Source organism: Peribacillus sp. NPDC055009 (assembly GCF_053608705.1).
Genome location: NZ_JBSGVZ010000001.1, coordinates 494,271 through 506,175 on the forward strand (window position 1 = coordinate 494,271; position 11,905 = coordinate 506,175).

Annotated in this window: 10 protein-coding genes and 1 other annotated feature (1 of these 11 running past the window's edge); of the genes, 7 read left to right on the forward strand and 3 right to left on the reverse strand. The window is 42.6% G+C overall.

The window, feature by feature from the left end; all coding sequences use genetic code 11:
• Positions 1-21 (forward strand) — a binding site (T-box leader); it begins 196 nt to the left of the window's first position.
• A gap of 65 nt (positions 22-86) precedes the next feature.
• Entirely contained in the window at positions 87-1,343 is a 1,257-nt protein-coding gene (gene tyrS / locus ACWF5P_RS02480; protein ID WP_434167549.1) for a tyrosine--tRNA ligase, read from the forward strand.
• Between the two features lie 97 nt (positions 1,344-1,440).
• Here tyrS and rpsD read toward each other — a convergent pair whose 3' ends face one another.
• Both rpsD and ACWF5P_RS02490 read right to left on the reverse strand, forming a co-directional pair.
• On the reverse strand, positions 1,441-2,043 hold the full coding sequence (gene rpsD / locus ACWF5P_RS02485) for a 30S ribosomal protein S4 (protein WP_098369938.1): 603 nt from the start codon (positions 2,041-2,043) through the stop codon (positions 1,441-1,443).
• Positions 2,044-2,494: 451 nt separating this feature from the next.
• A complete protein-coding gene (locus tag ACWF5P_RS02490) occupies positions 2,495-2,974 on the reverse strand; it encodes a GAF domain-containing protein (protein ID WP_101222953.1) in 480 nt (159 codons plus the stop codon).
• A gap of 154 nt (positions 2,975-3,128) precedes the next feature.
• Between ACWF5P_RS02490 and refZ the strand changes: the two genes are divergently transcribed.
• Entirely contained in the window at positions 3,129-3,767 is a 639-nt protein-coding gene (refZ, locus tag ACWF5P_RS02495; protein WP_101222952.1) for a forespore capture DNA-binding protein RefZ, read from the forward strand.
• A gap of 14 nt (positions 3,768-3,781) precedes the next feature.
• On the opposite strand, the gene hisJ is transcribed toward refZ, so the two are convergent.
• Positions 3,782-4,585: a histidinol-phosphatase HisJ gene (gene hisJ / locus ACWF5P_RS02500; RefSeq protein ID WP_452444559.1), complete on the reverse strand. Its 804-nt coding sequence runs from the start codon at positions 4,583-4,585 to the stop codon at positions 3,782-3,784.
• A gap of 168 nt (positions 4,586-4,753) precedes the next feature.
• Between hisJ and ezrA the strand changes: the two genes are divergently transcribed.
• The 5 genes from ezrA (at position 4,754) to mbcS (ending at position 11,789) form a co-directional block, all read left to right on the forward strand.
• Positions 4,754-6,448 (forward strand): septation ring formation regulator EzrA, encoded by a 1,695-nt coding sequence (gene ezrA / locus ACWF5P_RS02505; RefSeq protein ID WP_434167547.1) that lies wholly within the window; start codon positions 4,754-4,756, stop codon positions 6,446-6,448.
• A gap of 232 nt (positions 6,449-6,680) precedes the next feature.
• On the forward strand, positions 6,681-7,829 hold the full coding sequence (locus ACWF5P_RS02510; RefSeq protein WP_434167546.1) for an IscS subfamily cysteine desulfurase: 1,149 nt from the start codon (positions 6,681-6,683) through the stop codon (positions 7,827-7,829).
• Positions 7,826-9,037: a tRNA uracil 4-sulfurtransferase ThiI gene (gene thiI, locus ACWF5P_RS02515; protein WP_427571727.1), complete on the forward strand. Its 1,212-nt coding sequence runs from the start codon at positions 7,826-7,828 to the stop codon at positions 9,035-9,037. The genes ACWF5P_RS02510 and thiI overlap by 4 nt, the downstream gene beginning before the upstream one ends.
• Before the next feature lie 82 nt (positions 9,038-9,119).
• Positions 9,120-9,326 (forward strand): alpha/beta-type small acid-soluble spore protein, encoded by a 207-nt coding sequence (locus tag ACWF5P_RS02520; RefSeq protein WP_034309203.1) that lies wholly within the window; start codon positions 9,120-9,122, stop codon positions 9,324-9,326.
• Positions 9,327-10,205: 879 nt separating this feature from the next.
• Positions 10,206-11,789, forward strand: coding sequence for an acyl-CoA synthetase MbcS (gene mbcS, locus ACWF5P_RS02525; RefSeq protein WP_427571729.1), 1,584 nt, complete (start codon positions 10,206-10,208; stop codon positions 11,787-11,789).
• Positions 11,790-11,905 lie beyond the last annotated feature (116 nt).

The following is an 11,905-nucleotide window of genomic DNA, read 5'->3' on the forward strand; positions in this document are numbered from 1 at the left end:
GCGAATTCATTCGTCCCTTCATATTTATGAAGGGGCGTTTTTGTGTGCTTTTTGCGGTTTTTTTCTAAGATGAGGAGGAATATTAAATGGAATTGCTTAAAGACCTCGAATGGAGAGGGATTATTTATCAACAAACGGATGAAGAGGGGTTTAAGAACCTTTTAGAAAAAGAGAAAATTTCTTTATACTGTGGTGTCGATCCAACTGCGGATAGTATGCATATCGGACATCTATTGCCATTCTTGACATTGCGCCGTTTCCAGCAGCATGGCCATCGTCCCATTGTATTAGTGGGTGGTGCGACTGGACTTATCGGTGATCCAAGCGGTAAAAAAGAGGAACGCCAGCTGCAAACGCTGGAAAAAGTGCTCTATAATGCCGACTGCATAAAAGGGCAGCTATCCCACATCTTTGAATTCGAAGGTGAAAATGGTGCGATCATGGTCAATAACTATGACTGGATAGGTAAAATCGATATGGTCACGTTCTTGCGTGATTACGGGAAATACATCGGCATTAACTACATGCTGGCAAAAGATACGGTTGCTTCCCGCTTGGATACGGGAATTTCCTTTACTGAATTCGCGTACACGATCTTACAAGGAATTGATTTCGGCCATTTATACAGCAATTACGACTGTAAATTGCAAATTGGCGGCAGTGATCAATGGGGCAACATTACGACCGGCCTTGAAATGATCAGGAAATCCAATGATGAGAATGCTAAAGCATTCGGTATGACGATCCCGCTCGTAACGAAAGCGGATGGAACGAAATTCGGTAAGACGGAAGGCGGAGCGATTTGGCTTGACCCGGAAAAGACGACTCCGTATGAATTTTACCAATTCTGGATCAATACTGCCGATGCTGATGTCGTGAAATACCTGAAATTCTTCACATTCCTATCTCGTGAGGCGATTGAAGAGTTAGAGCAATCCGTACAGTCCGAACCGCATTTGCGTAAAGCGCAAAAAGCATTAGGGGAAGAAATGACCCGTTTGATTCATGGTCAGGAAGCTCTTGACCAAGCAATCAAAATCTCTGCCGCCCTATTCAGCGGTGAGGTGAAGAATTTAAGTGCGGCGGAAATCAAATTGGGCTTTAAAGATGTCCCTAGCTTCGAACGTGAGAGCAAAGAAGATATCGGTTTGGTCGATTTAATCGTTGAAGCGAAAATTTCGCCATCAAAGCGTCAAGCACGTGAAGATATTCAGAATGGGGCAATCTCCATTAATGGGGAGAAAGTGACTGATCTGCAATATGTAGTGACGGAAGCTGCCAAGATTGAAGGGGAGTTCATCCTCGTTCGTCGCGGCAAGAAGAAATACACATTAGTGAAATGATTGTTCAAGGCCCGGCTGAATCCCAGCCGGGCTTTGTCATGCAAGTGTGTTTAGGTGCAAAAAAAACCCCATCCAAGGATGAGGTTTTTTGAAGTTATTAACGAGAGTAGAACTCAACGATAAGAGCTTCGTTAATTTCAGCAGGCAATTCAGAACGTTCTGGTAAACGAGTGAAAGTACCTTCTAATTTCTCAGCATCGAAAGTAAGGAAATCAGGAACGAAGTTAGTTGCTTCAACTGATTCTTTGATGATTGAGAAGTTGCGTGATTTTTCACGAACTGAGATTGTTTGTCCAAGAGACACTTTGTAAGATGGAATGTCTACGCGGCTTCCGTCTACAGTGATGTGACCGTGGTTAACAAGTTGACGTGCTTGACGACGTGTACGAGCTAAACCAAGACGGTAAACTAGGTTGTCAAGACGTGATTCAAGAAGAATCATGAAGTTTTCACCATGAACACCTTTAAGTTTGCCAGCGCGGTCGAACATTGAACGGAATTGACGTTCAGTGATTCCGTACATGTGACGAAGTTTTTGTTTCTCTTGCAGTTGCATTCCGTATTCAGAAATTTTTCTGCGTTGGTTAGGACCATGTTGTCCTGGAGCATAAGGGCGTTTTTCTAATTCTTTACCAGTACCTGTTAGGGAAATTCCTAAACGACGGGATAGTTTCCAGCTTGGGCCAGTATAACGAGCCATAGGATGACTCCTCCTTTAAATGTTTTTATTTTGGTAAAATAAAAACCGTGTGAATGTACGATCATGACCATTTTGTTTTCATGTACCTTCGCCCTAGCAGCAGAGGGTTACGAGATACACCTCTGTATTGAGGAACAAAATGAGAACATAAAGGCTGTCACATAGGCTGCAATATTTTACACAAAGAGTATTGTATAATATTTGGCTCAATGAGTCAAGGCCAGTTGTGATTAATTAAAAGGCGTAGATAAAGAGAATCGCAGCAGGTAAATTTAAAAACTGCAATTTTTTAGTGAGGTTTTTTCAATGTAAGCGTGATAATGAATGGAGAAAAATATCAAATGGGCCGATGAGGCGTTATATATTGTGAGAATTCAGGAAGGACCGGGTACATGTACATGGGGCCTTTAATGGAAAAGGGAGCAGGCAAGGATTGCCGCTCCATTTAACTTTATAGATGCCTGGAAAGGATTTCAGCGAACTTCTCCAGTCCTTGCTGATCCATTTCGTCAAAACGGTCCGTGACCGGACTGTCGATATCGAGGACACCGATCAATTTGCCATCCTTCATGAGCGGTATGACAATTTCAGATCTTGATGCCGCATCACAGGCGATATGTCCAGGGAATTGGTGGACATCCTCTATGCGAAGGGTTTTTTCAGTCGCCGCTGAAGTCCCGCAAACGCCCCTGCCCATTGGAATGCGGACACAGGCTGGAAGGCCCTGGAAGGGTCCCAAAATTAATTGGCCTTCTTCGTATAAATAGAAGCCGACCCAGTTAATCTCATCAAGAAACTGATTAAGTAAAGCTGCCGCATTGCTTAAATTGGCTATCCGGTTCGTTTCATCTTCAATTAAGGCAAGAAGCTGCTTTTGGACCAGATCATAGTTATTTTCTTTTTTTCCTTGATACATTTCGACATTAAACAAAAGCGTTCACCTGTCTTCCGCATATTTTTACAGCACTTTCTAATCATGTTGCTTTATTGTTGGGAAATTGTCGAGAACTTACTAAAGGATTCAGGCTCTTCCGTGAAGAAATAGTCCACAAGACTTGTCTCAAAGAAAGCGAGGGATTGCCTGAATGAATCGCCAGACGCCAACGAAACAAGCCATTGTGGAAGCTGCATTGCATTTATTTCATTTAAAAGGCTATCATGCTACATCCATACGGGATATTGCGAATAAAGCCAAAGTGAACGCTGCGAATATTGCCTACTATTTCAAGAATAAGCAGGGGTTGCTGGAATTCTGTTTCACTTCCTATTTAGAAGAGTATATCCTGGTCCTTGAGACGAACATGACACTGCTGGAACTAAAAGGTCCGCAGCATTGCTTGATGAATCTTGTAAAGGATATTCTCGCTTTCCAGAGGGAAAACTTCCTTGCTGCACGGTTCATATATGGGGAATCTTCACTCGATTCCAATTTAAATCGTGAAATTCATTCGACTTATTTTACAAAGGAAAAGTCTTATTTTCAATATATTTTGGAACAGGGGATCAAGAGCAGGAGTTTCCAGCAGGTCTCGGTTCCCATGTATATGCTGCAATTGAAGGGTTTATTGACGGCCCCTGTCCTGCATACCCATTATGCGATGGATGTGCTTCATGTGTTCCCGCAGGAAGCCTACTACACGAATATATATGCCAATGAAGTCGGACGTTTTTTGCAGGATACCCTTTTCATCGACCTACAGCCACTGTTAGCCGGGCGGAGCTGAAGTGTATACATGAGTTACCCATTGAACCCTTCAATCAGTGCCTGATGGCCCTGACCCAAATCCTTAGCCTGATGTGCATCGGAACCGTAAATAAGCGGAATGCCGAGATCGAAAGCACGCTTTGCAAACCGTTCAGGAGGGTATGGTTCACGGCATAGCGGCTTTACCTGCCCGGCTCCATTATAATCTAGTTCGTACCTTTGTTCTTTGATCATGTCGAGCACCTTGTAAACCCGCTCGTCAAAACTAGAAGCCGGCGGATATCGATGCTGGAATTTATGGACAAGCGTAATATGCCCGATCCGTTTTGGTTTATAAATGCCTAAATCAGTTGTTATTGATTTTTCCAGAGTATCGTAATATTTGGCATACACCGATTCAACTGAACCTAGTTCATTGGCAATCTCACCAAACCCATTTTCGCTGAAATCGATGCAGTGCCAACTGCTTTGATGCTTGATGAAGTGGACGGAAAGTATACTATCATCAAGGAATTCTCCGATTTCGTCGAGGAATTCTTTTGTTTCTTTTTCATAACCCTCTATAAAGTCAACCTCCAGACCTGTTTTGATCAGGATTTTGTCTTTATGGCGTTCTTTAAGTACGCGGAGCTCTTGAAAGTAATCCAGGAGCAGGGCAGCGTCCATGCCGCTGTCTTTTTCAGGCGTAGGATCTTGAAAATTTCGTGGCAATGGAGCATGTTCCGTAAATGTGATTTCCTTTAATCCTAGTTCGATTCCCCGCGTAATATATTCATCGAATTTATCCGTAGAGCCGTGAGGGCAAAACGGAGTGTGCACATGACCGTCAGCTTTCATGGTCCTTCCCTCCCAAAAAACAGGTATTTGTAGCAATTTTCTACAAAAAAAACATTTTTCTCGTCAAAAATTATTGCTAACATGGTATCATAAAAGCATTAAATTTAACATTTTTAAAATTGATATATAAACGGGCAAGACTGTAAGGATTAGAACAGGGGGCTTACCATGGATTACATAATTGGGGTAATTGTATTAATTTTGATTTTCATCATTTGGGGTTATTTTTTCAAAAAGAGATATTTTAAAGAAATCGATCGACTGGAATCCTGGAAAATAAGCATCATGCACCGCCCCGTGCTGGAAGAGCTTTCTAAAGTCAAACAATTGAACATGACAGGTGAAACAGAGGAAATGTTCGAAAACTGGCGCATTGAATGGGACGCCATCATTACTGATCATATGCCCGAAGTCGAAGAGCTTTTATTCGATGCCGAGGAATTCGTCGATAAATACCGTTTCAGCCGATCAAAAGAAGTACAGCGCAAAATTACAGTCAAGCTGAATGAAATCGAGGAAATGATCAAAAAGATCTTATACGAACTGAATGAACTCGTAGGCAGTGAGGAAAAAAACCGATTGGAAATTGAGGATATCAAGGAATCCTACCGTCAATTGAAGAAATCCCTGCTTGCACACAGGCATAATTACGGGAAAGCTGCTGATAAGCTGGAAAGTACCTTGGATGAAGTATTGCAGATCCTTCAAAAGTATGACGAAGAGACCGTGAATGGCAATTATTTGAATGCGAGGGAGCTTGTTCTATCCATTAAGGAAAAATTGGCGGTTCTGTCGGTTAAAATGGAAATGCTCCCGAAATTATTGGTAGATAGCCAATCCGAGCTGCGTTCCCAACTTCAAGAATTGAAGGATGGTTATGAGGAGATGTCAGGACAGGGGTATCTGTTGAGCCATATCCAATTCGAGCAGGAAATATCCCGGCTTGAGGAAGAGCTGGAACTATATAAAACACAATTGGAAAATGCCGAAACGGAAGCAGTGGATAAAGGCATTAAAGATATGCGCGAAAGCATTGAGGTGCTTTATGACCTTTTGGAAAAAGAAGTACTTTCAAAACAGTATATCTTGAAAAATGATGAAGTTCTCAGGAAAACGATTAGTGACCTTGAATATGAAAACGATAAACTTAAAGTTGAAACCATACATGTTCAACACACATATCATCTGACGGAAAATGAGCTCGATGCACAAAGGAAAATGGAAAAGCAGATTGCCCAGATTTCGAAACGCCATCAATTGCTTGTATTGAAAATGGAGGATAATGTGATGGCAAGCTCCCTTATCAGCGAAGAGATGCAGGGGCTGGCTGTACAGTTGAAGGAATTACAGGAAAATCAGAAAGACTTCACCATTAAATTACAGGCTTTACGGAAAGATGAAATGGATGCCAGGGATTCACTGGCTGAATTGAAACGTAAAATGGTCGATACTGGACGATTAATTGCAAAAAGCAATATTCCGGGTCTTCCGGAAGAGTATAAATTGGTGCTATCTGATGCCAAAGAAAGCATGGATGATGTCCAGGGGAAACTTGAAGAAAAGCCGCTTGACATGGCAGCTGTTTATATTTATTTGGAAAAAGCGGTTCAACAGGTGAATAGGGTCCACGAAAAAGCCCAAGAAATAATCGAACATATGTATTTGGCCGAAAAGGTGATCCAATTCGGAAATCGCTATCGAAGCAGTCACGATATGGTTGCCGAGAGCCTTAGGGAAGCCGAGGCGAAATTCCGAAGCTATGAATATCAAGCAGCGTTGGAAACGGCAGCAACGGCCATAGAAAAGGTCGACCCAGGCAGTTTACGAAAAATCGGGGCGAACATAGAAGAAGTCCTTTCCTAAAAACCCGCCAAGGCGGGTTTTTTTCTTTTACCGGATGGACCGTGAATAGACAGGTGGGAAGTTTAAATCATTCTGAGGAATAAAAAAAGCAATTCTCCTATCATTCATGGACCAGTGTTTTACATTCTCTTTCAAATTCAATTATGTTAATATTAGATGTTGCAACAGCAACATTGAAACTTATATTTAGTAGAGTGACCATCATAGATACAAAAACATGGAAGGTGAGCCCATGATTTATTTTGATAATAGTGCAACAACAAAACCATATCCCGAAGTAATCGAATCATTCATGAAGGTTACTTCGGACTATTTCGGGAACCCCTCTTCACTTCATGGACTTGGGGTGCAATCCGAAAAACTGCTTTCCGCTGCAAGAAAGCAAATCGCTGATTTATTAAAGGTGAAGAGTTCGGAAATATATTTCACTTCCGGGGGGACGGAAGGAAATAATCTTGCCATTAAAGGAACCGCACACTTTCAGGGAAATCGCGGCAAACACATAATCACGACAGTGATTGAACATCCTTCTGTAGAAGATGCATGCCAATCATTGACGAAAATGGGTTATGAGATCACATATCTTCCCGTTAATGAATTTGGGCAAATTGATGTAATGGACCTAAAGGATGCATTGAGGGAGGATACCATTCTGGTTTCCGTCATGCATGTTAATAATGAAGTTGGCTCGATACAGCCGATTGCTGAAATCGGCAAATTGATAAAACAATACCCAAACGTGCTCTTTCATGTCGATAATGTGCAGGGAGCAGGCAAAGTTTCTTTATCATTGCGTGATGCCAATGTGGATTTATGTACAATTTCCGGCCACAAGGTCCACGGCTTGAAGGGGACGGGCATCCTTTATGTTCGTGAAGGCGTTCGGATCGATCCGCTTTTCCATGGCGGCAATCAAGAAACGAAAATCAGGAGCGGCACCGAAAATGTTGCGGGAATCGTCGCCCTATCGAAGGCTTTGCGTATTAGTATGAACAATCAATTGCTGTATCATGATAAGCTGCAGCAAATCAAAACTTATTTATATAAAGGTTTGAAGGAAATGGACGGGGTATTGGTTAACAGTCCTGAAGAAGGGGCACCACATATTGTGAATTTTTCCGTTCCCGGACTTAAATCCGAGGTATTGCTGCATGCACTAGAATCGGAAGGAATATATGTTTCGACAACTAGTGCCTGTTCTTCGAAAAAAAGGACGATAAGCAAAACGGTGGATGCAATGTTCCATAATTCGGCTCGTTCCGAAAGCGTCATCCGAATCAGTACTACCTATGGCAATGAAATCGAAGAAGCAAAGCAAGTTCTGGCGGCGATACAGAAAATAGTCGCTAATTTAGAAAAAATAATGAGGGTTGCAAAATGAAATTTGATCATATAATTATCCGTTATGGAGAAATCTCCACGAAAAAAAGAAACCGTAAAGGCTTTGTAGACAAAATGAAGGCACATATTCGCTGGAGTTTAAAAGATATTGAAGGTGTAGTGCTTACAGCCAACCGGGAGCGGATGTACGTACTCCTGAACGGTGCTGACCATAAGCCTGTCATTGAACGATTGAAAGGCATTTTTGGAATTCAGTCATTAAGCCCTGCGATAAAAATAGAGCGTGATCTGGAAGTGATGAAAACGGCAGCATTGTATTACCTGAATCATACTCTTGAAGAGGTAAAAACGTTCAAGATCACGACAAAACGCGCGGATAAGGATTTTCCATATAATACCGATGAAATTAACAGGGCAATCGGCGGGCATTTGCTTCGAAATACAGAGGATTTAAAAGTGGATGTAAAGAACCCTGATTTGAACCTGTTAGTGGAAGTGAGACGCGAAGCCGTGTATTTGACAGGTGAAATCATCCAGGGGGCAGGCGGTCTTCCATTCGGGTCAAGCGGAAAGGCGATGCTGATGCTTTCAGGCGGGATTGATAGCCCTGTTGCGGGATTCCTTTCGATGAAACGGGGATTGGACGTGGAAGCTATCCATTTCTACAGCCCACCGTTCACGAGCGAACGTTCACGTCAAAAGGTCATTGATTTGGCGGGCAAGCTTGCCGAAATAAATGGAAGCATGAAAGTGCATATCGTTCCATTTACGGAAATCCAATTATTAGTTCAAAAACAAATCCCGGAAAACTACTCAATGACTACTACCCGTCGTTTAATGATGCGGGTCGCCGATCGAATTCGTGAAAAGGAAGAAGCCATGGCACTGATTACCGGTGAAAGCCTTGGGCAGGTTGCGAGCCAGACGATGAGCAGCATGTTCGCCATCAATGAGGTGACGAATACACCGATCCTGCGCCCCCTGATTACCATGGATAAAACGGAAATCATCAAAATTGCAAGAGAGCTTGATACTTTTGAAATATCCAATCTGCCATACGAAGATTGCTGTACGGTCTTTACGCCGGCAAGCCCAAAAACGAAACCGAAACGTGAAAAAGTCAATTACTATGAAAGCTTCGTCGACTTTGATTCCTTGATTGAAAAAGCAGTCTCCGAAACAGAAGTATTGACAGTTAAACCTGGTCAGACTTTCGATAAGGAAGAAGCGATGGAAGACTTATTTTAATATCCTGTAATTACCAATAAAATAGTGCGAATGAAGCCATGTGTTTTAACACACTCTATAATCACAAGGAGGTGAAAAACACATGGCAAACAACAACAGCTCAAACGAATTATTGGTACCTGGAGTGGAACAAGCTCTACAACAAATGAAATATGAAATCGCTACAGAATTCGGCGTACAACTTGGTGCCGACACAACATCTCGCGCTAACGGTTCAGTTGGTGGAGAAATCACAAAACGCCTTGTTCAAATGGCTGAACAACAATTAGGCGGAGGCTTCAACAGATAATTTAATAAATATGGCTACAGAGAGCGGGTTTTAACACCCGCTCTCTTTCGTTTGTGGACTGAATTCGTGGACGGCTGAATAATTAACGATTTAATAAATTCCTTAGTTTTACTACATAATTGTTTACTGTTTTATATAATATGAAACCTTATTGGATGGAAGAGATTTGCGACACTCCTGCCGAATAACTGGCTAGCCAAAACCCCGCAGGCGCTTGTGCCGAGGAGGCTTGGCAGACAGTCGGCGGAAAGGGAGCGGATTTCCGAAAGGGGGTATGTGTAATGATTTCCACTCCAGGCACTCGCTTTCCGCGGGCGGTCCGGGAGCCTCCTCGGCGCTCGCCTGCGGGGTCTCCCTTGGCCACGCTTTTCCCGCAGGAGTCTCGTACCTTACGTTCCAATCACTGGAACTTCTATTTTAAGAAATATTGTAGGGAAACTGGCTAATCTTCTCCAATTCGTCTACAGTCTGGCGGTTCCATCAATTTTCCGGCAAAAGGAGTTCCGAATTGCTCTCGCCCCGAACCAAAATTTTAAAAGTAAACTAGATTATCCTTCATAGTTTTTTACAGTATTTCTTAAAGGATGGAAGAAATTTGCGACACTCCTGCCGAATAACTGGCTAGCCAAGACCCCACAGGCGCTTGCGCCAAGGAGGCTTGGCAGACAGTCAGCGGAAAGGGAGCAGGTTTCTGAAATCAGCGGAATTTTTAAAAAGAAAAACTGCAGACAAACTCACTTTAAGAGTTGTCAAAAGGCTATAAGAGAGTGGATTCCTAAACCCGCTCTCTTTATTTATTTGTAAAAATAAATAGAAATATTAGAGAAGTATCTTGTATAATGAGTAGGTACTAAGAGTTCATAATTGGAGGGGAAGAATATGAAGCGTGAAGACTTATTGGCTCCGGAACATTACAACTTAGTGAGTGAAATGGAACGTTATGCAAAAGATCCAGAAAAAGTTGCCGTACTCTGGGAGAACGAAACCGGAGATAAAAAACAACTTACATATGAGAATTTATTAAAAAGTGCAAATAAAATTGGAAATGCCTTAAAGAAAAAAGGACTGGGTAAAGGTGATACGGTCCTTATCATAATTCCTCGTTTGGTGGAAGCATATCAAGTGTATTTAGCCGCATTGAAAATTGGCATGATTGTCATACCTTGTTCGGAAATGCTTCGTGCGAAAGACTTGCAGTATCGAGTCAACCATGGTGATGTTAAAGGAATCATCAGTTATCATGAATATACTCATGAATTGAATGAAATAGAAGGAGCGGAAAGCCTTCTGAAATTCTCAATCGGAAAACGAATCGAAAATTGGCTGGATTTGAATGAGCTTGCCGGCAAAGAATCCGATCAGCTGACAATGGCCGACACGAAGAGTGGGGATATGGCGTTCTTATCGTATACTTCCGGAACGACAGGAAATCCAAAAGGGGTCGTCCATACACATGGCTGGGCTTATGCACATTTGAAAACGTCTGCTGCAAACTGGCTCGGCATCAGCGAAACGGATGTGGTTTGGGCAACTGCGGGTCCAGGGTGGCAAAAGTGGATTTGGAGTCCTTTCCTGGCGGTTCTAGGAACGGGAGCGACCGGTCTTGCTTACCATGGGAAGTTCGAGGCGAAAAAGTATCTACAGTTGCTTCAGGACTACAAAGTGAATGCATTATGCTGCACACCAACCGAGTATCGATTGATTGCAAAGGTGGAAAACCTTGATGACTATGATTTATCCCATCTTCATAGTGCTGTATCAGCGGGAGAGCCTTTAAATCAAAAAGTGTTCGAGGTCTTTAAAAACCATTTCCATATTGAAGTGCGTGATGGATATGGACAGACCGAAAATACCCTGTTGGTAGGTGTAACAAAAGGAATGGAAATTAAATTGGGCTCCATGGGCAAACCGACACCGGGCAACCATGTGGATATCATTGATGATTCCGGTAAGCCCTGTTCTCCTGGTGTAGTGGGTGATATTGCCGTACATGTCGATACACCTGCACTCTTTAAAGAATATTTTAAAGATCCCGAGCGGACATCGCAGCAATTCCGTGGGGATTATTATATCACTGGCGATCAGGCGAAAAAGGATGAGGATGGTTACTTCTGGTTTGAGGGTCGTTCCGATGATATCATCATCAGCTCGGGGTATACGATTGGACCGTTTGAAGTGGAAGATGCACTCGTTAAGCATCCATATGTTAAAGAGTGTGCCGTTATAGCAAGTCCTGATGAAATAAGGGGAAATGTGGTCAAGGCGTATGTCGTCTTGATGGATGATATCGATCCGAACAGCCAGGACTTGATCAAGACGCTTCAATCGCACGTGAAAGAATTGACTGCCCCATATAAATATCCAAGGAAAATCGAATTTTTAGAAGAGCTGCCCAAAACGACATCAGGTAAAATCAAACGGGTGGATTTACGGAAAAGGGAAGAAGCACTCCTTAACAATTGATCGAAATGCATGACCGTCAGCCTCCAAGGCTGGCGTTTTTTATTGACAGGGGCTTGGATAAAAGCATAAATATGGGAATTCGTGATATGAGATGGTACACTTACTGCATATCTGCA

Excerpts from the sequence above, each read along its gene's own strand:
- tyrS (WP_434167549.1), top strand. The coding sequence starts at position 87 with ATGGAATTGCTTAAAGACCTCGAATGGAGAGGGATTATTTATCAACAA.
- rpsD (WP_098369938.1), bottom strand. The coding sequence starts at position 2,043 with ATGGCTCGTTATACTGGCCCAAGCTGGAAACTATCCCGTCGTTTAGGA.
- refZ (WP_101222952.1), top strand. The coding sequence starts at position 3,129 with ATGAATCGCCAGACGCCAACGAAACAAGCCATTGTGGAAGCTGCATTG.
- hisJ (WP_452444559.1), bottom strand. The coding sequence starts at position 4,585 with ATGAAAGCTGACGGTCATGTGCACACTCCGTTTTGCCCTCACGGCTCT.
- ezrA (WP_434167547.1), top strand. The coding sequence starts at position 4,754 with ATGGATTACATAATTGGGGTAATTGTATTAATTTTGATTTTCATCATT.
- ACWF5P_RS02510 (WP_434167546.1), top strand. The coding sequence starts at position 6,681 with ATGATTTATTTTGATAATAGTGCAACAACAAAACCATATCCCGAAGTA.
- thiI (WP_427571727.1), top strand. The coding sequence starts at position 7,826 with ATGAAATTTGATCATATAATTATCCGTTATGGAGAAATCTCCACGAAA.
- ACWF5P_RS02520 (WP_034309203.1), top strand. The coding sequence starts at position 9,120 with ATGGCAAACAACAACAGCTCAAACGAATTATTGGTACCTGGAGTGGAA.
- mbcS (WP_427571729.1), top strand. The coding sequence starts at position 10,206 with ATGAAGCGTGAAGACTTATTGGCTCCGGAACATTACAACTTAGTGAGT.